The sequence below is a fragment of the Cyclobacterium xiamenense genome, from assembly GCF_009467825.1.
Classification (GTDB): domain Bacteria; phylum Bacteroidota; class Bacteroidia; order Cytophagales; family Cyclobacteriaceae; genus Cyclobacterium; species Cyclobacterium xiamenense.
Genome location: NZ_WIOK01000007.1, coordinates 54,470 through 80,467, shown reverse-complemented (window position 1 = coordinate 80,467; position 25,998 = coordinate 54,470). Strand labels below are relative to the sequence as shown.

19 protein-coding genes are annotated in these 25,998 nt (G+C 48.1%); all 19 read right to left on the bottom strand.

The window, feature by feature from the left end; genetic code table 11:
* The coding region (locus GCU44_RS07045) for an MBG domain-containing protein (RefSeq protein WP_161993908.1) at positions 1-8,458 on the bottom strand (8,458 nt) is incomplete at its 3' end.
* Positions 8,459-9,912: 1,454 nt separating this feature from the next.
* The gene (locus GCU44_RS07040) at positions 9,913-11,115 is read right to left on the bottom strand and encodes a DegT/DnrJ/EryC1/StrS family aminotransferase (RefSeq protein ID WP_154855479.1); all 1,203 of its coding nucleotides are present in this window, start codon (positions 11,113-11,115) and stop codon (positions 9,913-9,915) included.
* Positions 11,116-11,128: 13 nt separating this feature from the next.
* Positions 11,129-12,259: a hypothetical protein gene (locus GCU44_RS07035; RefSeq protein ID WP_154855477.1), complete on the bottom strand. Its 1,131-nt coding sequence runs from the start codon at positions 12,257-12,259 to the stop codon at positions 11,129-11,131.
* Positions 12,249-13,028 carry a hypothetical protein gene (locus tag GCU44_RS07030; protein WP_154855475.1) on the bottom strand — a complete coding sequence of 260 codons (780 nt, stop codon included), beginning with the start codon at positions 13,026-13,028 and terminating at the stop codon, positions 12,249-12,251. Before GCU44_RS07030 ends, GCU44_RS07035 begins: the two co-directional genes overlap by 11 nt.
* Positions 13,028-13,765, bottom strand: coding sequence for a hypothetical protein (locus GCU44_RS07025; protein ID WP_154855473.1), 738 nt, complete (start codon positions 13,763-13,765; stop codon positions 13,028-13,030). Before GCU44_RS07025 ends, GCU44_RS07030 begins: the two co-directional genes overlap by 1 nt.
* Before the next feature lie 16 nt (positions 13,766-13,781).
* On the bottom strand, positions 13,782-14,942 hold the full coding sequence (locus GCU44_RS07020) for a hypothetical protein (RefSeq protein WP_154855471.1): 1,161 nt from the start codon (positions 14,940-14,942) through the stop codon (positions 13,782-13,784).
* 39 nt (positions 14,943-14,981) lie between these two features.
* Entirely contained in the window at positions 14,982-15,764 is a 783-nt protein-coding gene (locus GCU44_RS07015; RefSeq protein WP_154855469.1) for a DUF3575 domain-containing protein, read from the bottom strand.
* Positions 15,761-16,753: a hypothetical protein gene (locus tag GCU44_RS07010; RefSeq protein ID WP_154855467.1), complete on the bottom strand. Its 993-nt coding sequence runs from the start codon at positions 16,751-16,753 to the stop codon at positions 15,761-15,763. The genes GCU44_RS07015 and GCU44_RS07010 overlap by 4 nt, the downstream gene beginning before the upstream one ends.
* 124 nt (positions 16,754-16,877) lie before the next feature.
* Positions 16,878-17,537: an acetyltransferase gene (locus GCU44_RS07005; protein ID WP_154855464.1), complete on the bottom strand. Its 660-nt coding sequence runs from the start codon at positions 17,535-17,537 to the stop codon at positions 16,878-16,880.
* Positions 17,538-17,548: 11 nt separating this feature from the next.
* Positions 17,549-18,319 (bottom strand): SDR family NAD(P)-dependent oxidoreductase, encoded by a 771-nt coding sequence (locus tag GCU44_RS07000; protein WP_154855462.1) that lies wholly within the window; start codon positions 18,317-18,319, stop codon positions 17,549-17,551.
* 115 nt (positions 18,320-18,434) lie between these two features.
* A complete protein-coding gene (locus GCU44_RS06995; RefSeq protein WP_154855460.1) occupies positions 18,435-19,493 on the bottom strand; it encodes a 3-oxoacyl-ACP synthase III family protein in 1,059 nt (352 codons plus the stop codon).
* 4 nt (positions 19,494-19,497) lie between these two features.
* Positions 19,498-19,731 (bottom strand): acyl carrier protein, encoded by a 234-nt coding sequence (locus GCU44_RS06990; RefSeq protein ID WP_154855458.1) that lies wholly within the window; start codon positions 19,729-19,731, stop codon positions 19,498-19,500.
* A 373-nt stretch (positions 19,732-20,104) separates the two neighbouring features.
* Positions 20,105-21,253 (bottom strand): glycosyltransferase, encoded by a 1,149-nt coding sequence (locus tag GCU44_RS06985; protein WP_154855456.1) that lies wholly within the window; start codon positions 21,251-21,253, stop codon positions 20,105-20,107.
* A gap of 128 nt (positions 21,254-21,381) precedes the next feature.
* Positions 21,382-21,723: a holo-ACP synthase gene (locus GCU44_RS06980; protein ID WP_154855454.1), complete on the bottom strand. Its 342-nt coding sequence runs from the start codon at positions 21,721-21,723 to the stop codon at positions 21,382-21,384.
* Positions 21,724-21,805: 82 nt separating this feature from the next.
* Positions 21,806-22,426: a YdcF family protein gene (locus GCU44_RS06975; RefSeq protein WP_154855452.1), complete on the bottom strand. Its 621-nt coding sequence runs from the start codon at positions 22,424-22,426 to the stop codon at positions 21,806-21,808.
* Positions 22,427-22,630: 204 nt separating this feature from the next.
* Positions 22,631-23,242, bottom strand: a complete 612-nt coding sequence (locus GCU44_RS06970; protein WP_154855450.1) for a sugar transferase — start codon at positions 23,240-23,242, stop codon at positions 22,631-22,633.
* Between the two features lie 69 nt (positions 23,243-23,311).
* On the bottom strand, positions 23,312-24,451 hold the full coding sequence (locus tag GCU44_RS06965; protein ID WP_154855448.1) for a glycosyltransferase family 4 protein: 1,140 nt from the start codon (positions 24,449-24,451) through the stop codon (positions 23,312-23,314).
* Positions 24,452-24,706: 255 nt separating this feature from the next.
* On the bottom strand, positions 24,707-24,895 hold the full coding sequence (locus tag GCU44_RS06960; RefSeq protein WP_154855446.1) for a hypothetical protein: 189 nt from the start codon (positions 24,893-24,895) through the stop codon (positions 24,707-24,709).
* 313 nt (positions 24,896-25,208) lie between these two features.
* The gene (locus GCU44_RS06955; RefSeq protein WP_154855444.1) at positions 25,209-25,925 is read right to left on the bottom strand and encodes a hypothetical protein; all 717 of its coding nucleotides are present in this window, start codon (positions 25,923-25,925) and stop codon (positions 25,209-25,211) included.
* Positions 25,926-25,998: the final 73 nt, after the last annotated feature.

The window sequence follows — 25,998 nt, the reverse complement described above, 5'->3', positions numbered from 1 at the left end:
CCCCGTCACCATCGCTGTCCAGATAATCCCAGGAATCCATCTTATCCGTGGATTCCAGTATCTCCACATAATCCGGAACTCCATCCCCATCGCTATCCGCTCCCGATTGAATCAGGTCTATCAATCCCTGCAAATCCGCTTCCGAATCGATGCGGTCCGCTGCCGCTACTACCGAATTCAATAGGCCCAGATCCAAACCGTCAGTCCCGGACATCCCAAGGATACGCAAATCACGTTCTACCAAACCAGGACTGGTCCCACCAGACTGCTGGTATTCACGTATTTTATCCAATAATAATTCCCGCTGCGACTTGGTCACCGTTAATGAAACCGTCAAACTTCCACTACCGAAATTCGAGGTCGCCTCCTGAATCGCCGTCAATTCGGTAACCCCTTCCGATACCGGAATGATCCGACCGTTCTGTACAATCGCAATACCTTCATCCCCTACCTCGTAACGGAATACTCCCGGTGAATTACTCTGAGGTACAGGTATCACCAACTCGCTCAAATTAATTGGTAAACTCACTGCATTCCAGGTAATTCGGGGTACCCCAATTTCAACATCAAGGCTGCCTGGCATCCTGCTAATTTGATAATTCCCATCCTCACCACCTTCCACAATGATGGGGTAGGTTCCTACAGGTGAGGCCGATTCTGCCAGGGTGAAAACAAATGGTTCCCGATCAATCTTCGTGTCACCGGCAACCAGTCCCTCGTAGCGGAAGGTAAGCGCTGGATTTACCTCACCAAATTTTCTTTTCTTGTTATCAGCAACGATTGCTAAAGGGGCAGGAACAACTTCCAGCCTCCCGTTTTCAATGGCTACCCGATAATTTGGATCAAGTGCGGTTCCATTTTTTACAGAAATCTCATACCTGCCAACGCCAGTGGTCAGCTCAACCGCTGTTTCAAGTGTAGGAGGAACGGCTAATTCAGAATCCTGACCAACGAAGCCTGAATAAGAAAAGGTTAAAGCAGGATTAGGGTTACCGTATACTTTTTCCTTATTGTCGATTAAAATAGTGACAGTAGCTGCTTCAACCAAAAACGCTGCCCCGGTATATTCCAACCTGTAATTGTCCCCAGCGCTTAGGTCGCCGGGTGTCAGGCCATAGCTGCCCACGTCTTCGCCGGGTTCTCGACTTAAGGCTCCTGTTAGTAGCGATTCGTCTTCCCCGTTTACAAAGCCACTGCTGCTAAAGGTAAAGGTAGGATCGGATTCACCGTAGGTCTTGCTTTGATCGGCATCGGCGGTAATACTCAGCGTTTGCTGATTGATGCCAAAGGCCGCCGAGGTGAAGTCCAGGGCATAATTGCCTCCGGCGCTTAGATCACCCAGAGTCAGCGCATAGCTGCCTACCTCTTCCCCAGCCTCCCGGCCAAGGGCTCCGGTCAAAATCGCTTCGTCTTCTCCGTTTACAAAGCCACTGCTGCTAAAGGTAAAGGTAGGGTCGGTTTGACCATAGGTCTTGCTTTGATCCGAATCGGCGGTAATATTCAGCGTTTGCCGGTTGATGCCAAAGTCTGCCGAGGTGAAGTCCAGGGCATAGTTGTCCCCGGCACTTAGGTCGCCCAGCGTGATTGCGTAGCTGCCTACCTCTTCCCCAGCCTCCCGGCTAAGCGCTCCGGTCAATAGCGTTTCGTCTTCCCCGTTTACAAAGCCACTGCTGCTAAAGGTAAAGGTAGGATCGGATTCACCATAGGTCTTGCTTTGGTCCGCATCGGCGGTAATACTCAGAGTCTGCCGGTTGATGCCAAAGTCTGCCGAGGTGAAGTCCAGGGCATAGTTGTCCCCGGCACTTAGGTCGCCCAGCGTGATTGCGTAGCTGCCTACCTCTTCCCCAGCCTCCCGGCCAAGGGCTCCGGTCAATAGCGTTTCGTCTTCCCCGTTTACAAAGCCACTGCTGCTAAAGGTAAAGGTAGGGTCGGCCTGTCCATAGGTTTTGCTTTGGCCCGCATCGGCGGTAATACTCAGCGTTTGCTGATTGATGCCAAAGGCCGCCGAAGTGAAGTCCAGGGCATAATTGCCTCCGGCGCTTAGATCACCCAGGGTCAGCGCATAGCTGCCTACCTCTTCCCCAGCCTCCCGGCTAAGCGCTCCGGTCAAAATCGCTTCGTCTTCTCCGTTTACAAAGCCACTGCTGCTAAAGGTAAAAGTAGGATCGGATTCACCGTAGGTCTTGCTTTGATCCGCATCGGCGGTAATATTCAGCGTTTGCCGGTTGATGCCAAAGGCAGCCGAAGTAAAGTCCAGCGTGTAGTTTCCACCGGCACTTAGGTTGCCCAGCGTGATTGCGTAGCTGCCTACCTCTTCCCCAGCCTCCCGGCTAAGCGCTCCGGTCAAAATCGCTTCGTCTTCCCCGTTTACAAAGCCACTGCTGCTAAAGGTAAAGGTAGGATCGGATTCACCGTAGGTCTTGCTTTGATCCGCATCGGCGGTAATATTCAGGGTTTGCTGATTGATGCCAAAGTCTTCCGAGGTGAAGTCCAGGGCATAGTTGTCCCCGGCACTTAGGTCGCCCAGCGTGATTGCGTAGCTGCCTACCTCTTCCCCAGCCTCCCGGCTAAGCGCTCCGGTCAATAGCGTTTCGTCTTCCCCGTTTACAAAGCCACTGCTGCTAAAGGTAAAGGTAGGATCGGATTCACCGTAGGTCTTGCTTTGATCCGAATCGGCGGTAATACTCAGCGTTTGCCGGTTGATGCCAAAGGCAGCCGAAGTAAAGTCCAGCGTGTAGTTTCCACCGGCACTTAGGTTGCCCAGCGTGATTGCGTAGCTGCCTACCTCTTCCCCAGCCTCCCGGCCAAGGGCTCCGGTCAATAGCGTTTCGTCTTCCCCGTTTACAAAGCCACTGCTGCTAAAGGTAAAAGTAGGATCGGATTCACCGTAGGTCTTGCTTTGATCGGCATCGGCGGTAATACTCAGCGTTTGCTGATTGATGCCAAAGGCAGCCGAGGTGAAGTCTAGGACATAGTTATCACCGGCACTCAGGTCGCCCAGCGTGATTGCGTAGCTGCCTACCTCTTCCCCAGCCTCCCGGCTAAGCGCTCCGGTCAAAATCGCTTCGTCTTCCCCGTTTACAAAGCCACTGCTGCTAAAGGTAAAGGTAGGATCGGATTCACCGTAGGTCTTGCTTTGATCCGCATCGGCGGTAATACTCAGAGTCTGCCGGTTGATGCCAAAGGCAGCCGAAGTAAAGTCCAGCGTGTAGTTTCCACCGGCACTTAGGTTGCCCAGCGTGATTGCGTAGCTGCCTACCTCTTCCCCAGCCTCCCGGCCAAGGGCTCCGGTCAATAGCGTTTCGTCTTCCCCGTTTACAAAGCCACTGCTGCTAAAGGTAAAGGTAGGATCGGATTCACCGTAGGTCTTGCTTTGATCCGCATCGGCGGTTATGTTAAGCGTTTGCTGATTGATGCCAAAGGCAGCCGAGGTGAAGTCCAGGGCATAGTTATCACCGGCACTTAGGTTGCCCAGCGTGATTGCGTAGCTGCCTACCTCTTCCCCAGCCTCCCGGCTAAGCGCTCCGGTCAAAATCGCTTCGTCTTCTCCGTTTACAAAGCCACTGCTGCTAAAGGTAAAGGTAGGATCCGTTTGACCATAGGTCTTGCTTTGATCCGCATCGGCGGTAATACTCAGAGTCTGCCGGTTGATGCCAAAGGCAGCCGAAGTAAAGTCCAGCGTGTAGTTTCCACCGGCACTTAGGTTGCCCAGCGTGATTGCGTAGCTGCCTACCTCTTCCCCAGCCTCCCGGCCAAGGGCTCCGGTCAATAGCGTTTCGTCTTCTCCGTTTACAAAGCCACTGCTGCTAAAGATAAAAGTAGGATCCGTTTGACCATAGGTCTTGCTTTGGTCCGCATCGGCGGTAATATTCAGCGTTTGCCGGTTGATGCCAAAGTCTGCCGAGGTGAAGTCCAGGGCATAGTTTCCACCGGCACTTAGGTCGCCCAGGGTCAGCGCATAGCTCCCTACATCTTCCCCAGCCTCCCGGCCAAGGGCTCCGGTCAATAGCGTTTCGTCTTCCCCGTTTACAAAGCCACTGCTGCTAAAGGTAAAGGTAGGATCGGATTCACCGTAGGTCTTGCTTTGATCCGCATCGGCGGTTATGTTAAGCGTTTGCTGATTGATGCCAAAGGCCGCCGAAGTGAAGTCCAGGGCATAGTTGTCCCCGGCACTTAGGTTGCCCAGCGTGATTGCGTAGCTGCCTACCTCTTCCCCAGCCTCCCGGCTAAGCGCTCCGGTCAAAATCGCTTCGTCTTCCCCGTTTACAAAGCCACTGCTGCTAAAGGTAAAGGTAGGGTCGGCCTGTCCATAGGTTTTGCTTTGGCCCGCATCGGCGGTAATACTCAGGGTTTGCTGATTGATGCCAAAGGCAGCCGAGGTGAAGTCCAGGGCATAGTTTCCACCGGCACTTAGGTCGCCCAGGGTCAGCGCATAGCTCCCTACCTCTTCCCCAGCCTCCCGGCTAAGCGCTCCGGTCAAAATCGCTTCGTCTTCTCCGTTTACAAAGCCACTGCTGCTAAAGGTAAAAGTAGGATCGGATTCACCGTAGGTCTTGCTTTGATCCGCATCGGCGGTTATGTTAAGCGTTTGCTGATTGATGCCAAAGTCTTCCGAGGTGAAGTCCAGGGCATAGTTGTCCCCGGCACTTAGGTCGCCCAGCGTGATTGCGTAGCTGCCTACCTCTTCCCCAGCCTCCCGGCTAAGCGCTCCGGTCAAAATCGCTTCGTCTTCCCCGTTTACAAAGCCACTGCTGCTAAAGGTAAAGGTAGGATCCGTTTGACCATAGGTCTTGCTTTGATCCGCATCGGCGGTAATACTCAGAGTCTGCCGGTTGATGCCAAAGTCTGCCGAGGTGAAGTCCAGGGCATAGTTATCACCGGCACTTAGGTTGCCCAGCGTGATTGCGTAGCTGCCTACCTCTTCCCCAGCCTCCCGGCTAAGCGCTCCGGTCAAAATCGCTTCGTCTTCTCCGTTTACAAAGCCACTGCTGCTAAAGGTAAAAGTAGGATCCGTTTGACCATAGGTCTTGCTTTGGTCCGCATCGGCGGTAATATTCAGCGTTTGCCGGTTGATGCCAAAGTCTGCCGAAGTAAAGTCCAGGGCATAGTTGTCCCCGGCACTTAGGTCGCCCAGCGTGATTGCGTAGCTGCCTACCTCTTCCCCAGCCTCCCGGCTAAGCGCTCCGGTCAAAATCGCTTCGTCTTCCCCGTTTACAAAGCCACTGCTGCTAAAGGTAAAGGTAGGATCGGATTCACCGTAGGTCTTGCTTTGATCCGAATCGGCGGTAATATTCAGCGTTTGCTGGTTGATGCCAAAGGCAGCCGAAGTAAAGTCCAGCGTGTAGTTTCCACCGGCACTTAGGTTGCCCAGCGTGATTGCGTAGCTGCCTACCTCTTCCCCAGCCTCCCGGCCAAGGGCTCCGGTCAAAATCGCTTCGTCTTCCCCGTTTACAAAGCCACTGCTGCTAAAGGTAAAGGTAGGATCCGTTTGACCATAGGTCTTGCTTTGGTCCGCATCGGCGGTAATATTCAGCGTTTGCCGGTTGATGCCAAAGTCTGCCGAGGTGAAGTCCAGGGCATAGTTGTCCCCGGCACTTAGGTCGCCCAGCGTGATTGCGTAGCTGCCTACCTCTTCCCCAGCCTCCCGGCTAAGCGCTCCGGTCAAAATCGCTTCGTCTTCCCCGTTTACAAAGCCACTGCTGCTAAAGGTAAAGGTAGGATCGGATTCACCGTAGGTCTTGCTTTGATCCGAATCGGCGGTAATACTCAGAGTCTGCCGGTTGATGCCAAAGGCAGCCGAAGTAAAGTCCAGCGTGTAGTTTCCACCTGCACTTAGGTTGCCCAGCGTGATTGCGTAGCTGCCTACCTCTTCCCCAGCCTCCCGGCCAAGGGCTCCGGTCAATAGCGTTTCGTCTTCCCCGTTTACAAAGCCACTGCTGCTAAAGGTAAAAGTAGGATCCGTTTGACCATAGGTCTTGCTTTGATCCGCATCGGCGGTAATGCTGAGGGGTTGAGGATTGATGGTTAGGGTACTTTCTTCAAAGTCAATGTCATACCTTGGATCCAATGCGGTACCGTCTTGTAGTAAAATTGGGTAGGATCCAACTGCTCCACCGACGCCTACCCCCGAACTGAGTACCGGTGGAATTTCCAACAGGGTATCGCTACCTTTAAAACCACTGTATTCCACCTCAAATTCCGGGTTTTCTGCCCCATAAACCTTTTGAGCCGCCACCGCCTTTACGGCAAGTGGAGCGGGCAAAACGCGCAATCGACCATTTGGGCCAAAATTGATCTCGTAGTTGGGATGTTCGGTACCGGCAATTGGATAAATAAAGTAATCGGCAGGCGGGTCAAACGGCTGCCTTCGGCTATCGAATTCAACAGCCAGTGTACTCCGGTCTTCCTCCCTGACCAATCCATCTAAAATTGTAAACGTAAACCGGGGATCAGCATCACCATAAATGACCGATTTCCAATCGATCAACAGGGATAAATCTGCTTTCTCAACCGTCAGCTCAAAACGTATCTCCGGAGCTGCCTGGGTACTGGTGTCTCCCGGCTGGTTAGCAGTGATCACCGTACTACCGGCAGAAAGAATACGAGCCTTATTGCCTTCGATGGAAACAACTCCCTCATTAATAGCAGTGTAGGTAACCGGTAAGCCGGTTGAAGAAACGGGTGGACCCAATTCAAATTCCGGGTCTCCATATGTTTTGGTTACACTGCCTGTATCCAGGTCGATGTGTTGGATGCGTTGGTTCACGGTGGTCCAAAAAGCAGTGGTCCGGTCAAAACCCACATACGCATTACCCGACAGGTCCGTTATCAGCGAAGGACCGACGCTCTCCAAGGAGATACGGCTTCCCAAGGGCCACTCTTCTTTGGGTTTCACGAATAGCGATTTTTGATCCGTTGAAACCGAAAGTTCCTCGTCGGAGTCGGAATAAACAAGGAAAGGAGTAGGTTCCTCGTTCCGATACACGGCCAACTGCCCCCCTATAGTTAGACGGATTTCTTCATCAAAGTTCAGCTCGAGCGTAGTGGTGGTCTCGACTCCGATCGCTTTGAGGACAGGAGAAGCGGAGGACAGCACGGGAGGAATCGTATCGGTGACTTCCAGATTAAACGAAAAAGGAGCAGATGTGCCATATGCATTCGAGGCTTCGACTTCGACGGTATGGAACCCGAGGTCCTTTTTTGTAGGCGTACCACGAAGAAAGTCAAATGGAATTAACTTTGAAACGAAATCCTGCCCGACGACAGTAAACAACTCTCCTTGCGTTCCCAAAACAAAATCGGCAGCGTTTACATTGTACGCACTCGGAACAGTGGTTTGCAATTGAAACAGGTTGTTGTATTTTCGAACAAAGGAAGGATTGGTTCCTACTTGGGGAAAATAAGCAAAAAAATTGCCCTCTTGGCCAAACTTAATAATCAATGGGTCATTTTCGCCCGCTTCGACAACAGTTTCCATTTCTGGCGCCATTCCCTGGCCATTCCACCGAACCACGCCCTTGCCGGGAGGTGAAACGTACACCTTACCATCCAAACCCACATCCATAGAGGATACCTCCGAAAAAGGAAAAGCATCCTGCCTGATTAGCACATCGGAAGAAAGGTCGAAAACTAACAGGCGATCCTTTCCTGCCACATACAATTTTTGATCGTAGACGGTTTGGGCATACAGCTCTAAACCTTCTGCGAACAGGACCTTGGGCGTTGCTGCAGAATCAAGGAGATCAACCCGGCTAACGCGAAATTGTTCCAAAATATACAGTGCGTCGCCCGCAGCCACCATGTCCAAAACCACGCCAAATCCCGATTTAAACCCTTCTTTGAACAGCACCAACTCCTGCCCGGTTGATAATTTATACAACGCATCTCCATTTCGGTCGGCAAGCAGCAATTGATCTCCCTGCCTGGAAATCAGGTCAAAATTGATTGGCACTTGGTCCGATCGAAAATAGATGCTTCCCAAATTATCGCCCCCCTCTACCAGCTTTAACCAATCCGGCGCCTGGCGAAGAGCGAAACTCACCGGTTCCAGTTTGTCTGCATAGTCACTACGCAACGGAATTTCTATCTGCTCGTCGTAATGTACTTGTTCCGGAAGAGCGGTTGGGGCAATTACCGGAGGACCGTTTACGATCAACCTATCCGGACTTTCCGCAAAACCGGGCTTATCTCGAATTTCCACACGAATGCGGCCACTTACTGCGTTGGGAGTTAGTCTAACGCGGATTTCAGAGGAGGAGACAAAATCTTCTACAAAAAGTTCCACTTCCGAGAGATAGACGCGCGTCTCGTTACGAACAAATCCAGAGCCTACAAGTGTGACCAACTCACCCACACTTACTTTACCGGGAACCACATCGGTAACCCGCAATTCCGCAACTTGAGCGTAACATTCTAAAAGACCTGAATAAAGAAAAATTAAAAAAATATACTGTTTCATATAGCACAAGTTATCATTATACAAAGATAAACTAGTTTTATCATTTCCGATATTAATTGCATAATTAGTAAATTAAGTGTACGCATAGAAATAAATAAATATTTGCGAGATATAAAGCATTTTTGCGAGTAACTCAACCTATTATTTAATCACGAGTTAATAAAGTGGCGCGACAACTAGCTGAGATTTTCCAGCGATTTAACAGATCAATCCCCACTCAAACACATGCTTTACAACTTATTCCATTTTATTTACCCGCACGATTCGAAGGGAAGGATTGCGAAATAATTTATTTTACATTAGGGTAGTTGATAGAAGTAGACATTAAACCAAAAGCCGCTATGAGGAGATTCTTTATCAGTACCCTGTTTGTTTTAGTTTTATTGCTTCCTGGCTGTGCGACCATTCTCGGGGGTCCGGTTACGGAACACCAGCGAACAAAGCCCATCCCTGGCGAACCCCAGCGAGAAGTACGCGTAGGAGCACTAATAGCGGACATTATATTGTTTTGGCCGGGAACTATCGTCGATTTTGCAACCGGAGCGATATACAAACCGGAACAGCCAAGTACAGTAAAAGATAAATAGAAAAGGGGAGTCCTTGTTCGAAAGATAAGCTGTATTTTTTTACCTGAAATCTGCTGTTTAAGGTCCTTTAATCCGTGCGATTAAAGGGCTTTTTTTTAATAAACAGCTTCCCTTCTCTGCAATAGAATACAGATAAAATAACAATATAACTAAGGAAACGCTTTAATTGGTTTGCAAGCTACCTATCCGTTTCATTACTGTACTTATTATGAAATACATTGTTTTTCTTGGTATATACGGTGTACAAATTGAATCCCGACGGGATGCACAAAGAAAACCCCCAATCAGTAATTACATTTCTGCTGCAATCACCAAAAGGGGGCATCTCTCAACCAAATCAACTCTTTTTATAGCATGCCTTTATTGAATATATATATTACCTATACATCGGATATTGTCCATCTTATCGACTTATATTATAGACGAGCCTTTATCCCATAAAAATCTCCGACTGAATTTTCCCCCTCTAAAAAACCAAACACCAACGCTTCCCCAATTAGTAAAACAATGGTTCGTGCGAGCACCTACCCAAATGGGAAATACCTATCAGTCGTGTTTTTGCGACGCTAAGCCGCTCAAACCTACGTATTGATCCTAGGACTTCCACCCGTATCCATTCCGATCAAGTCTCTGGCTAAGGAATTTGCCCTGAAATAGCGTCTAAACAACTCCTGCAACACGCGGTCGTCGACTTGCATTTCGCCTTTGGTTGGTCTTACCACTAGGAATGAGTAAAAAAACTCGGACCTAATCGAATGCAATTCAACGAGAACAAGTTTGTGCAGTGCTTTTTTTGGAACCAATTTGAAACAGCCTATCGAACGCGGAAAGGTCAGTCTGTGTGGCTCCTAGGATACGCATGCAATCCTACCCCATGCATGCTGATAGGTACTGTCGCAACAGGCAAATAACCAAATCCACATCATCGGTGGACAGGTTACTCCCACTTGGTAGGCAAATACCCGAATCAAACAGATGCTCACTAAAACCGTCTCCAAAAAAAGGGTACTGATGGTACAAGGGCTGCATATGTATGGGTTTCCATAAGGGACGACACTCAATGTTGTGTTCAGAAAAATACGCAACCAAATCCGGTATGCGCAGCGTAGGGTATCGCTCTCTATTGAAAGTTAGGGTAGTAAGCCAGCGGTTGGAGAAAAAGCCCTCGGGCTCCATGGGAAAGCGAATACCCGGCAAGCCCTCCAATCCATCCCGATACCGATCGAAATTTTGCCTGCGTTTTTCGATAAACTCATCCAGGACCTCCATTTGACCGACACCTATCCCAGCCAATACGTTGCTGAACCGATAATTATAGCCCAGCATGCTGTGTTGGTAGTGGATCTCCGGGTCCCTGGCCTGACTGGATAGAAACAATCCATTTTCAATATGGCTAGGATCGGCAGAAACCAAGGCCCCGCCAGCACTCGTGGTAATAATTTTGTTCCCATTAAACGAAAAAACACCCATTTCTCCAAAGGTACCGCACATTCTCCCCCGAATTCCGGATCCAAGCGCCTCTGCAGCGTCTTCGAGAACCGGAATACCATAACGATCGGCTATATCCAAAATCCGATCCATGTTTGCGGGCATCCCGTACAAATGCACCGGAACGATTGCCTTGGGCAGCTGGGGCGGTCGATTTTTAAAAAAATCCAGCCCCGAGTACTCATGCAAGGTCCCAGCCAGGCATGCTTTGATCGCCCGCTCCAACTGATCCGGGTCCATGTTCCAGGTATCGCTTTCGCTATCGATGAATACCGGATGCGCCCATTGATACAGGATGGGATTCACCGTAGCTACAAAGGTGAAGGACTGACACAATACCAGATCATTCGACGAAACACCCAACAGGCGCAAACCGAGATGCAGCCCAGCAGTACCAGAAGCGGTCGTCAGCGCCCCGGATACGGAAAGATAATCACGCAATTTTCCTTCAAACCGATCAACATTTGTACCCAGGGGAGCAATGTAATTTTCGCTAAATGCATTTTGCACATGTTGCATCTCCGTACCCCCCATATGCGGAGAAGAAAGAAATATTCGTTTGCTTTTGACCGATACGTTCATAACTTTCATATTTTTATAATTCAGAGGAAATTTGGCCAGCGATGAATTTGGAATGATACGGACGAAGGAAATCTTTCAAACGGGTAACGCCCGTCCGATAGCGCCGTCCCACTACATCTTCGTTATTGTGCCCGTATTCCCACCGGAAGTCTTCATTCGTGCGAATTTCAATCGTTTTAGTGCGCAAAATCTTTCCTGGAAACAATGAAAATGCAATGTTAAACCCGACATTGGTACCGCTTTTGGTCCTTACAGCAAATAGTCCCAGGTCTACATTACCGTACTGCCTGACGAAATCCAGACGTAAACCACGATCCTTAAAGAGAAACTGACCTGCGCTCAAACCAACCGAGCTGGACAGGGACGGAAAAAAATATTCCACATCGACCAGTGCGTACAGATCATTCATGGAACGGGTATACAAACCCTCCGGTGGAAAGAAATAAAACCCGGTAAGCCCTGCCTCCAAGCCATAACTAAGGCGATTGGTAAAATCAAACTTGCGGTACTGTAGATCAAGCCCATAGCGATCATAAAAGAAGGTCCCTGCCGAAATGAAAACAAAATGAGCCTCGCCCACCCTGCCAAAGTATTGAAGTTGTGTGGGACCAGGCCGAACATTTTTGGACTGGCTATCCAGGTTATTGGCGATTGGCAGAACAACTCCGGAGTAAAGCGCTAGTCCATATCCCAAGAAAATCTTGGTATCCAACAGTAAGTTTACTTTCGCCTGAACCGGATTGTTGAAATTGCCAAAACGAGCCTGGATATCCGGAGAAAATCGAATGTGAAGCCGGTAACCCGAAACATCTCCTGCTGAAAAATTTCCGGAAATAGAAGTGGGCAGAGTTGGTACGAAATTCCTGTCGCTTACATCAAAGGTACCGAGTGGTACGTTATGATAACGCGGCACCAACTGCAACGAATTAGTTGAAGAAGCATCTAGCGTTTGGACCAGATAAAGCATTCCATGAGCCGGATTTCGAAAATTACGGTGTTCGTATCCAACCCAGGCCGAATCCCCCCTAGCAAAGTAGAAAAGCTGCTCAAATCCACTCTCAAACGCTTGTCCGGTTTCCACCTGAGCAAACGCATCCACGAAACCAGAAAGCAGTACCCAACAAAAAACTACTCTACCTATCATAACGCCTCATTTCTCTGGGTTGAAATCCAAGGGGAAAGGAGGCTGTCATCTGAAATCCAAAAGACTGAAGCTCCAACCAATTGATCTTAAGACTTACCTTATCCTCATACAAATAGAACAAGGAAAAATGAGTGCCCTGTCCATGATATTCCGCTTGCAATCCCACTGCGGGAATGGGACGATAGGTCAGCCCGGCGAAGCCACCACTCAGATACCGAACGCCAAATTGCTTTTTGCGAATGTATTTCCCTTCGAAAAAGAAAAAAGGGGAACCATACCCTGCGGAAAGGGCGACGCTACCGGAACCAAATGCGAAAGACTTACCCACTACCACCAGATCCTGAGACAGGAAGGAAGCCTGACCGAAGGGAGCCGTGACAGTCAGCATCAACGAGGGGAGCCATCCACCTTTCTCTTTCACCACCAACCAACTCAGGTCCAGGTGACGATCCCCTATCCCTACCCTGTCAGCAAGTTGGGGCAAATAGGTGAGATTAAAATTTAAGAACAAGCGATCGTTCAACGGTAGAAAGCCGCTGACCATCACCTCATCCAAATATTCCAACATAAAGTAATTAATCGAATGATCAGCCGGCGTAAACGTGACGGTACTTACAAACCGGCTGTCATCCGTAACAAAGGGATGCGGACTGTATACGAGCCCGGGTTTTCCAGTTAGGTTGTTCTGAGAAAAAGCGGGTGCGCAAAACAGGCAAAGTATAGACGCAGCCAGCCAAGCATTGCCCCGAATCGCGCAACCCAGCATCACTATTCGTTGGTTTCTAAGTTATCGTCCCCCATACTTTTACCAAAATTATACTTTAGCGAGATTCCGAACTCGAACCCCCTGACTGGAACTTTCAGCCTTCGAGGGACATTTTCCGTGTCTCGGTAATTTTGCACGTAACTACCCAGATGATACCTACCATCAAAACCAATCGAAAGGTTACTGTCGAAAAGATAATCCAGACCTGCCTGAAGGTAGCCACCATAATTATTCCCGGCATAGGTCGAGGGGCGTACACTACCCTGTCCGCCAATGACGATGCGCTGCACCTCGTTCTGGATAAAATATCGATTCACTCCCGCGCCAAAAAAATAACTCATGCGGTTCTCGAGAAGCTCGTTGCTTAACCACTTGACACCAACCGACACGGGCAGAATACGCTGATTGATCGTCTCTTCTATTGTCAATCCTGTCAGCACCTGGCTTGCCGTGAACTTCTTATTGATGAATCCAATGCGACCGTCCAGCGATAGCCATTCGGCAAGGCCAAGTTCCAATCCTACCGAAGGCAGCAACTGCGTCACCGTACCCAAAGGAGTAATGGAAGGTACGCCTTCGATATCAAAAACCGAAAACATTCGCGTTTCGTCGTTTCCTTCGTAGGAACGCGTAAAAACACCAAAGCCTCCATAGATACTCTTCAGGCGGATTTGCCCGATTGCCGATTCCGCAGAACCGATAAGAACGAGTAAAGCGAATAAAAACGTGTATTTTTTCATGATTACATTTCGTTAATTAATTTCCTGCTCCTTGATTGTGGCAACTGTCCAAAGCCTCCCGGAGATTGGCATCGGCAACTACCAAAGATTGGTTAAAATTACTTCGGACATTTGCAGCGAGCCGTGTCGCTGATGCTTGCGCTTCTCGGATTTCCAAAATCCGTCTCCTCCGAAAGGTTTCAAATGTGCGAAAACGGAATCGAAACAGAGAGTACCTCGCCCAATACGAATACGCAAAGGCATAGTATCGGAGCTGCCTGGCACGCCGAAAATCTCCGCGTTCAGACACCCGTCTCGCGGCAGCAAATATTGCCCGTACGTTATTGCGAATACTACTTAGCCTGGCCGAAAAAAATGCATTGTACGCATTGGTCCGCTCCGCCAGACGGCTGTTTGCCTCCGTTATGCGCCGTTGGTAATTTTGACTGATGGTTGCCAGGTTTGCGTCGCGCTGCTGCTCCAGCCTTGCAACCGCTACCGCATAAGCCTCATTTGCCGATTCCGCACAGGGCCCCACTAGCGTGAGCGAACGCAAGGCACTAGCGCTCGTTTTAACACTCAATTCCAAATCCAACTCCAGGTCAAAGTCAATATCGTCCGGAAATTCTTCCTCATCTTCCTCAAGAATGGAGAAGTCTTCGGTTTCCTCTACCGCCGGAAGTAATGCGCCGATTTCCTCGAAAGCCTCCGGGGCGGCCTCAACCGCAGTTAATACGGTCTCCTGTTCTTCCGTCAACACCGTTTCCTCCTCTAGCAGTGCCACGGCCTCCTCTTCTTCAAAGCTCTCCACGGCCTCCGTCAACACTTCCTCATCAGTAGATCCAAGTGCCTCAGAAAGGACGGCATTGGATGTTTCCTCTACCTTCTCCACGATTTGTTCGGTCTCCTCCGCTAATTCCAGAGCGCCCTCCGACTCTACTACCTGCACAATCGAACCCGTTAGTTCACCGGCCACCTCCAGATTGGCAACCTCTCCCGTCTCCACCTCCTGCACCTCTGGTTCGGGGTCTTCTACCACCACCACATCCGGAACATTGTCAAACTCTTCGGTGACAAATTCAAAGGGATCTATAAAATCCATTTCGGACGTACTGCACTTGATCGACAGACCGGCCAGGAAGACCAGCAACAGCAGCATCCCCCATTTTTTAGAAAAATTCATGGTAACAAATTTCATTCGATTCTTGGTTTAACAATTAAATACATGAAAACAAGGTTAATAAAGCACAATACCCAAACACAATCCTGTTCGGATCCCCCCCCAGAAGGACTCCACGTCCGTCCGTATTCCCGATTCGTTGACCCGGGGCTGTACACGAATTAGTGGATACTCGGCAGTAAACGCCAGCTCCTCGCGGATTACCTCTTGCTCCTCCGCGTCCAGGGGTATATCCGCTGAGAAAACGCCATTACTGCGTCCATAGGATCCACCAACGATCCACCAATCGAGGTAAAATTTACGTGCAAAGCGCCACTGCTTTCCTATATAAATGCCACCGCTCAGGCTGTATAATTTACCTTCTACGGTGACCTCTCGCTGGTAGGGAGCCACCTCCTCACCAAGATCAAAATCAACCGATAGGTCTGCATAACTTCCACGGTACCGCGCAATTTGAAAAAAAGAAGCCAGGTAAAAACCTCTACCTTTGCCCTTTTTCCCCAGGTAATACCTAATCTCAGGGCTTACCGCGTAATTTTCCAGACTGGCTTTCAAAAGATCCGACTCAGACACATCGTCAACAACGGACGCCAACCGAGTGGCATAGGGTAGCGGCCCCGAAGGCATGTATCGTGCTGATATTACCAGGGAGAATTTTCTATGCGCCAGGTATTCGGACTGCAATTGATAGGTGTTCAGCGCCAATGCCGGTAGGTTTAACTTGAGGATGGAACGGTCCTGGTATTCCCTACTTTGGGCACGAGCAGGCATCATCCCCGCCCATAAAAAAAGTAGTACGAACAATGCCGATAAGACGATATGTTGAATGCTGAATTTCATACCGAAAAGGACGAAATGACTTTTTTGTTTCGAACCGATCGTCGGGTATTGTACTTAAACCCATGATTTTTATGGCAAAGGAAGGTGCTACAATCCTGGCTGACAGCAACGGACACCCGTTCCAACTTTGAGTGGAAGGTATTGGAGTAAGTTTCGAACAAGCCATGACAGGAAACATTCGGCCCCTCGTCCACCACCGTGTATTCCCTTTCGGAGCCAGCCATCGTTACAAATGCTTCAAAATCCGCAACCTCCACAGTTCCATCGCTAATGAAAAAGATCCGCAGATTGGGATTACCTTTCATTAGGTAATCAATCTTTTTTTGAAGGTGAACTTTGAAAAAGCTTTCCATCGAGTAGGTCAAATTATTTTGCTCACCTTCATTTTCCCGGGCAATTTGCAAATCGGATTCAAAATTTGATTGGTAATAGGCATACCCCTTACCAACCACGTACTTTTGTTGCAAGGGACCGTTCTCGCTGGTAAAAAGCATCCCCTCCAAGCAGAAATTCGAAAAATTCCATACTACAAACTCGGAAGCTCCATATATCTTGTAAAGAAAAAGCCCTTGGGCATACACGTTTGGATACAAATCTACGTTTAGAAACTCGATGGTCTTGCGGTGCTTCGTACCCATGGTATAATAGTTCAGCGTCTTTCGCTTAATCAGGTTACCATAGCGTGCATTATTTTGGTAATAGTCGACAAGCGAAAGTCCGATCTTGAGGTCGATTTTCGACTTTTTCAAGGCGAGCTTGATGATCCCTGCGAACAGTACGTAGCTCACCCAATTCTTAAAGTCGTGGTAAAAAGCCGTTTCGGAATGCCTCACTTCCTGCACATTCATCTTGAACAAGTACTCTGAACCTAAAATTATCATTTCGTGTTTTTTGGCCAATTCTTCCACGAGGGATGTATTTTCAAAAGGAACCACCTCAACTCCGTTTCGCACCGACACGTCCTGAAAATCCAAACTCAACCTTTCCATTTTTTATTTTGAAGGTAGGCAATAAATCAGACTGGTCTTTAGATAGGTTTGTCAAGTGAAATAATAGGTAAATAAAGCGCAGCCTAAAATTTCAGAAACCAAAAATCGGGGATTTGCACGGGTCTTATTTGTCCAAAACTGGCATCAGGATGCGTTCTTTGTACCGATAGAATACTGCTTGATCGTCTCCAATGGAGTGGACGAGTGTGAGTCCCGCCATTATTTTGTTTCGGGAACCGACCCGTATTCCCGGGATCGTGGCGCTGTTGATACCAAACATATTGCTGTCACCAACTGCAGTATGCCCTGAAAAGCATACGTTTGGACTTAAAAAATTGTACCTACCGACTAGTGTATTGTGGGCAATACTACACCGGCTGTTTACGAGGGTAAAATCGCCAATTTTTGCCAGTGGCCCAATCGTCACATTGGGAGCGATGACCACACCCTGGCCAATGTAGGCTGATTTTGAAACAAAGGCCATGGGGTGAATAAAGCGGGTGAACGCTGCTCCTCTTTCTTGCAAGGAACGAACCAAACCTTCCCGGTATTTCAGATTGGCGATTCCCAGGAGGTACTGAACCCCGGATTCCGGAACATGCGAACGAATCGACCCAAGAAATGGAGCCTCATAGGCATATTCCTCGTAATTTTGTGGATTGTCGTCAATGATTCCGACTACCTCCATACGCATACTCGACGAACGGACAGCATTCGCATACGCGATGTACTCGTACAATTCAGCAGCATGTCCTCCAGCTCCTACAAGAATAATCCTTTTCATTGTGTGTTAGTTTATTGGGCCAGGTATCCACCATCCACCACCATATTGCTTCCAGTCATCCACTTCGACGCATCCGACAGCAGGTAAACTGCCGCATGCGCCACGTCTGCCACCTCGCCCAGACCCAGCGGGTGTCTCGCTAGCATTCGCTGCATGGCCTCCGGATCTCCCCGGTAAACAGATTTTTCCGAGAGTGGGCTGTTGACCACTCCCGGTGAAATGCAGTTGAAACGCATGTGTTGCGCAGCGTATTCCAAAGCCAAAGACCGACTGGCAGCGACTAACGCCGCCTTGGACATGCTGTAGAGAAATTTTCCCTTTTCACCCGCCTCGCTCATAACCGAAGCCAGTAACACGAAACTCATCCCCCGCTTATTTTTGATTCCCGGGCGGGTCAATAGCTGTATAAGCTTTATGCAGGAAAATACATTTAACTCAAACGTATTTAAAAGTTGTTGGTGCTGAGCAATTTTTAATGGAATGGTGGGTGATATGCCCGCCGCGTGTACCATCCCATCCAACGGAGCGTGTTCAGATAGCACTTGCTCTATTTCGTTCTGCCAGCCCTGGGTAACGGTAAAATCCAAGCTAATGGACTGATGCTTGCATCCGTTTTTACACATGGACAGGGTTTCTTTCAATCGTTCCTGATCTCTGCCCATCAGCAAGAGTTTGGCTCTTTTTTGTGCACTTTGAATGGCAATGCTTCGACCAATACCGGAGGAAGCACCTGTAATCAAAATGGTTTTGCCAACCAGGGAGTAAGGATCTTGTTTTCTCATACGCGGACGGTTTTTACTAGAAGATGGGCACCACTTGAACAGGTTCTTCTGTTCCTTTCGACTGTGGGCAAACGGCGGCTTTTGCCTTTAGAGACGTTCACAGAAAAAACACCCCTCAAATTTCGACCAGCTTAGACACATGGCAAAACCCGGGAGAAAGAATGGCGGATGCCCAGGACATTCCTACTCCAAAACCCGAAAGCATCAACCGATCGGCGGCTCTGGCCCTATCGCCCAACTCTGATACCCAGGTTAGCGGAATACTGACTGAGGACGTATTCCCAAATTTATCCAGGGAACAAGGAAGTTTTTGTCCATCAAGTTTCAGCTTTTTCGCCAGGTAATCATTCATAAATTTATTCGCTTGGTGAAACAGGAAAAAATCAATATCCCCAAGCCCGACACCGGCATACCGAAGGGTATCCCGAAAATGCGGCGGGATTTCCCGTATAAGGAAGTTAAATACCTCTGCTCCATCCATGCTGCCATGCTCATCTGTAGAGATATTCCCATGCATATCTACCACTTTCTCCCGCAGTGTTTCCGAACTGCTTGGGTTCCGGTAGCCCCCGCCATTTATCCGAATCAGATCTGCCCGGGTCCCATCCGACTGTAGGTTAAAATAACTTTTATCCCCCGAATTACCCGTTCCGACCCAGGTGGCTGATCCTGCGTCACCAAATAAGAAAGCGACGCGCCTGTCCTTTGGATGGTACACCCGGGATCGGGTTTCGCCAACCAAGAACAACGCGTTACGTATCCCGCCTGTCTGTAACAAGGAAAAAACAAGGCTCAATCCATACACGTAACCGGAACAGCCCAGATTCACATCAAAGGCCATGCACCTACTGGACAAACCCAGTTTTGCCTGCAAAAGCAATGAAGTGGCTGGCATGCGGTAGTCAGGCGTCTGCGAGAGAAACACCAGCAAGTCCACCGTACCGGTATCCAAATCGGTATCTTGGATCAAACGCTGCGCAGCCGCAAGGCACAAATCCGAAGCGCAGGTATTCGGATCGGCAAACCGACGCTCGAAAATACCGGTCTTCTCGACAATACCCGCGGCAATTTCCTGCGAGAAATTTTCCGTATAATCCAAATTCACAATCCGCTTCCCGGGTACCGCAGCTGCCAATCCTCGTATCTGAGGTCCGGAAAATGCCACAAATGCCACGAAACTATTCGTTTGGTGTTTCTGCCAGAATACGTCGGTACAAATCGCCAACCGTTTCCATCGAACGAAGTTCAGACCCTTTGATGGTGACCCCAAACTGTTCGTCCAGTTCGGCGATAAGCGTCAGCTGGGCCAACGAATCCCACTCGGCATACGTATCAAACCGATCCCCCAGCTCGGGAGTTCGATCGTCTAATTCCAGCACGTAGCTAATCAATTCAATAAATTTACTTTCCATTGGTTGACGTTTTAGACCCATTGTGTATTGTCGATTTTACTATCTTTAAACTAATTTCGTTAAGCCAACATGCAGGCCCTTCCTCCCATGCTAAAAAACATTCGCGCTGCATTTCCATTTTCACATGGATGCCGTGTTCCATGGGATATTTCCTCTCAGGAACCTGTCTTTTTAGCCGGTAAGTAATGCACAGGCAGCAGGAATAACCGCCACGGTCACCTTGCGTGTTTCTCGGATTACCCAACTTCCCCTACCTTGTTTCTTGTTGGAAAGGCGGTTAAACCTACGCTATTTTGATCCAATACAGCGGAAGGCTGGTTAGAAAACTACCGACTTACAATAGCCCTTTTGTAACTATCTTAAGTATCTGGCTTCAATATTTGAGCAAGAAGTCCTCCAACCCGTACCTATTTGCCTGATGAAGGATTTGCACCGAGCGTTTTCCCGAAAGCTGTGCATATCGTTTGCGCAACTCCGGATCCCCGATCATCCGTAGGATGGCCTCGGAAAGCGCGTCTTTATCCGGATGGCAAAGCAACCCAAAGGTTCCTTTTTCCAATAATTCTTCATTTCCCGCAACCTTGGTAGCCACAATGGGTTTGCCAAGATGCAGTGCCTCTATCAGCGGTATTGGATAGCTCTCTGTATACGAGCTGTTGACAAACAGATCCGCTCGTTTGATCAAAGCCTGGTAATTTGCCACCTTTCTCAAAAAGCTCACGTAATCCGAGAGCCCCTCGTCCAGGCAATGCAGCCGAAGAAAGTCCAACAACTTACCCTCCCCCACAAGGTATAAATGAAACCGCGGATAGTTCCTTTTTACCAAAGTAAGTGCCGTTAAAAGTAAATCAAACCCCTGAACGGGAGAAAGCGGGCCTACAGCCACCATATTAAAAACGTGCGAATCCATCCGCACAATCGTACTCCGTTCCGACCTGGACTGCACCCGGTAGCGATCCACGGGAGGATATACCAGTCGGAGGTCTTGCATCCGTTCCAGTCCCTTTCCGATGGCGCGGTATACCTGACTGGAACCCGCCAACAGCCAATCAGTTTTATCCAATCTTCGCTCAAAGGGAGTGATCTCTGAATTTTCGCCTGCAACCCGTTGACGAAACCAGGCAAAGGACTGGAGGTCTGCGTGCAACCAAAGCATCCGCTTGTCGATTCGTGCAGCATTATAATACAACAAGTCCATCCGATTTCCCCCATTGATCCCCATTCCGACGGAATAGGTTCCTTGGATCCCTCCTCCCAGATACCGAAGAAGAAACGGGAGACCGGTAACGTGGTGAAACCAACGGGCAAGCTGAAAAAGCCAAGAGTTGACCCGCAGTACGTTCCATGACAACCCCTCCTCCTCCGAACAGCGAGAAATGGATTCCTGAGGGTGAAATTGTAACACATATACCTGCACGGCAAATACCCGTTTATCCAAACTCCGTAACGCGTCATGCACCGCATCAATTAACCAGGGCATTTCTGTGGCAGCTAGCAAAACCAAAATTTTCCTTTTTTTCATGACCAACTATGACAATTCGTTAGGTTATGTGGGCTTTCAGAAGCGGGGAAAACGAAATCTATTACTGGAAATAACTAGGAAATTGATACACTTTTTTTCAAAATCGGCCCAAAAAAATGTATTTAGCTTCATGCTGTTAGGCCCAGGGCGACTGCCACGGCATACTTTGCGGTATGGGATATACTGACTTCGATCCCCTCTGACCAATCCAGCCCCGCGATCCAAACTTCTGGCCTCCCGGATGGCCGATGCCGAATGCAAACGTCCCGGACTCCAAACTTCGCCCTGTTGGAACATGCCTTCCACACCGCCTCCTTGGCGCACCAGATTCCGGTCAATGTTTGCCAGGGGTTTGGCTTTGTTAAGGCATGGGCCCATTCTTCCGGAAAAAACAAACGGCGGAGCAGGTTCGGTTTGTCTCGCCCGATTCGCTCAATGCGCCTGATTTCTTCAATATCGGTTCCAATCATTATTTTCGTATTTATTGGGAATAGATAGTTGATTCCGTGCGAACCTACCTAGGCAGACAGCTAAGAAGCAACATGTTCGATTTCATTCGAAGTGAAACCGTGCCTTTACCTCTACTACCATAGTTCCCAGTTTTTCGTGCAAATAGGCCTGCCAGAGGCTGGCTGCCGCCAAGGAGGGAATCCATTGAAAATATCCCGATCCCAATACGTCAGATTTCACCTTGTAATCGGTTGGTGCAGGAATTACGTGAAGACCTTCCCTTTCAAAGAGCGTTCGCGCGCGCGGCAAATGTAAGGCAGCAGTTACCAAAATCACCGAATCCGCTCGCGGATAGGCTGCTCGAAAATCCCGGGCCTCTTCCTGCGTGGTTCGAGGGCTGGGGATTTCCCGAATCAGTGAATCAGGCACCCCCCATTCCCTCGCAACTTGCGCATAAAACGTAGCCTGGGCCACCTGCCCCTCACGCCCCGCACTGGATAAAACCAAAAAAGATTGCGGCAATTGCCTCCAAATACCAATCCCCTGCATGCACCGCCAAAGGGAATGATTCGAGAGCCGTTGTAGGGCAGGCAATTTGGGATCCGGCGTGCCGCCTGAGCCCAACACCAGAATGAAGGGAGCCCCGGTCCTGTGTGATTCCCAAGCTGGAAACCGTTGTTCTTCCTTTTCTACCAGATACCGGATGGGTGGCGACAAGAGCATGAAACAAATTGCTAACGGAAAAAGAAGCCATCCGGAACGTAGGGTAGCCAACCGTAGCAGTGCCCCTACTGAGAGGATAAATACCCAAAAACCTGGGTTTAGGACAAGCTGATGGACAAGTAAGCGCACGGTGTATACAAAATGTAATCGGGTAACAAGCCGTTTCGCTCATGCATTATCTTTATTTCAGGCAATAGATCTGGTCTACACGCCAGAAAAAGGCCGATTGGTAGGTACATCCCGCGCTGCTCCTATGCCTTCCCGCTTCAGTACTTTTTTTACCGTCATCCAGAGAATTTTCAAATCCCACAAAATCGTGGCATTTTCTACGTAAGCTACATCTAAATCCAGACGTTTTTGCCAACCAATGGCATTGCGTCCATTCACTTGCGCCCAGCCCGTGATTCCGGGTTTTACCTCGTGCCTTCGCCGGTGGTAGTCGTTGTACAGAGGCAGGTAGCGTACCAGCAAGGGCCTGGGCCCCACCAGGCTCATGTCTCCTTTCAACACGCAAATCAATTGCGGAAATTCGTCCAGAGAGGTTTTTCGAACCCACCGTCCGAGGGGGGTAAGTCGCTCGGCATCCGGCAAAAGATTCCCCCAGGAATTACGGGCATTGCTCATCGTACGGAATTTCCAAATCGTGAAAATGCGTTCCCCTTTTCCCGGACGCTGCTGCCGAAAAAAAACCGGAGATCCTTGAAACAGAAGCAAGGCAAGAAATAGCACTACGAATACCGGTGAAAACACGAGAAGCACCGTGGACGCTCCTACCAGATCAATAACTCGTTTGATAATTTTTTCGGTTCGATTCATTGATTATCGTAATAAACTACATTTACTTAGGCAAAACCCGCTTCACACATACGGATATTGGTGTGCCTACTATTCGGCCAGAAATTTATTCGCATTCTGATAGGTATACTTCTGAGCCGCACTCCGACAGCGATTTTGAAGATTTTGGTAGTACGCCGGGTCGTTTTTGCAGGTTAAAAGGAAACGTGTCATGCGGTCAATTTCTAACTCTTGAAAGGCGCCGCCGAGTACCCCCTCCTCTACCAGACGATACAATCCAGAATCTGGGGCAGCCACCGCCAATATAGGCGTGCCATGGGCCAAAAAGTTAAATGTTTTACTTGGTATACTTATTCGGCCCATTTCGGCAGCAATCGTAACGAGGGCAATCGATGCCGCCGAAAAAGTCTCCTGTAAGCGATTTGCTGGCTGCCAGGGAAGGATACAGGAATTGGTAAGACCGGCAGTCGCTATCTCCCGCGATAGTTGCTCGTATTGTTCACCCCCACCTATCAATACAAACCGAAAATCATCCAAGTGCTGTAAGTTCCGCGCAAGTTGAAGGATCAGACGGACTGGATGAGATCTTCCCATGTTCCCGGAATACATGAGGACAAATTTTCCTTCCCATCCGAAGGAGGATAAAAATCCATTGTGCCTTCCAACAGGATCTCGCTTGCTTATCCCACAGCTCGCCCAAAGTGGTACAACGGTGATACATTCTTTCGGTAGGTACCGCGACAATTCCTGCTGCATGGATTCCGTGAGCGTGTAAACCCGATCTGCACCCTGCATTACGCGCCGATTGGCACGCTCCCAGACATGTGTTGGCCAAGATTTAGGGGTCAAAATCCCTAGCTTAACCAATGCATCCGGATAGATATCGTAAATTAAAAGTTTGTAGGGCCGACGTATCCAAAGCGGAAGTAAAACGGCAAACGGTGGATTGCTAACAATAAGCAAATCGGCCTCCGGATACTTCTTCCCAAGCTTGACCAATAGCTGAAAAAACCCCCAAATCCAGGTCCCTAAACGAAGCAGGTTTGTTTCCCGTCGGTAGCGGGTGATCCAGTCAATTTTTACGTCTGCATCCAATTTCCGAAAACTCTCCCCGACCGATCCACATATAAGTATCCGCTCGTGATAGGCATCTCGAAACGCATTGACCGTATCCACCATAAGGTACCCGGCAGACTGATTGATAACGACCAGTTGTTTTCTTTTTTTCAAAACTTCCAATTAATCAGATAGGCTAGTTGGGAAAATAAAATTGAATTAGGGGTTTTATAAATAAGTTTATACGGCTTGACGCACAATTCGTCAAACACTGTTGGGCATGAGAAATGGTCTGCTGTTTGACTCGTTCGCTGCTTTGCTACAATGAAAACTACTTCTGGGGCTTATCGGCCATCTATTGACTATTGATGTACCCCATTCAGAAACACAAGGTTCCAAGAGATTTCCGGTGTTGAATAAAAACAGCATTCAGTCTCGCCAGTGAATTACATACATTGCTGGTTGTTCGCTGCTAATAAGCGAGCTACCAAGGCAGCCAGCCACTAAAGTTGCACCCTTTTCATTTAAATGGGATAAATCAAACATTACATTTATATCTTTATTTAAATAAACAGTGTCAATGGTCACATCGTCGATATCATTCAGCAATTGAGCCATATTGAATTGATAATCTGCATTTCAAAACTTGTTTATCAAATACTTACTTTAATATTTTGTTAACAAAATTTTTAATAGCAAACTAAGATCAAAAAATCAATCGAACCAAAGTATCGGAATAGTTTATTACTACTATATGAGAAATACATTAATTGCACCTCTGGCAGATCTACATCACACCTAATTCATACCTAGTTACTATCACTACTTAATATGCAGCTTGTTACTTACACTATATAATTATCATCAAATAATCTAGGGAAATTTTATCAACAATATACCTATAAAATAGCTAAAAACTAGGAGAAAAAAGTTAATAGCATAACTGAGCAATCGTACACGGCTCATTTAAAACATCTAAAATATATTTAGTGAACTTTATTGCACCCTTTTCATTAAGATGACTATTTCCAATCCAATCTTCATCATCAACAAACAAGCTACCAAAATCATAGTAATTAAAATCATAAATAAAACCATTGCCCGACTCCTCATCTATCACATAACACGGATTGATCTTTTCATGACGAGTGTTTCTAAATCCCGGCATCTCCAAAATAATCAATTTAATTTTATTCGAATTACAAATATCAATTATGGCCTTTAACGATTGAGACGATCTATATTGACCAATTGGAAAAATCTTCCCCTTGGAAATACTAGTATTATCTGGGACTGATTTACTAAACCTCAACTGACCAGACTTAATATATGCGTCTCGATGTGGTTTCGAAACTATTTTTTTTAGCTGCTCTTTAAATAGCCACTTAAATTTAAAAATTGGAATATCTTCTAGCGAATAAGTTTTTTTCTTCATCATCGTAAAGTCTACTATCGGATTTATTTCTTCGCTGTCAAAATCATTTAGATATGACCCTAGGCCCAATAATACTATTTTTGGCTTATACTCATACATTGATAAGTACTCGCTTAATTGAATTATGTTTGTTTTTAGTGAAGCGCCACCCAAGGCTAAATTGTAGGAGGGGAAACCGCAATCTGTGAGATATTCCGTATCAATCCCATCCATAGCAAGGCTATTACCCAGAACAAGTATATCATATTTAGGAAAATTCAGATTGAGAGCTTCAATTCTTTTCGAA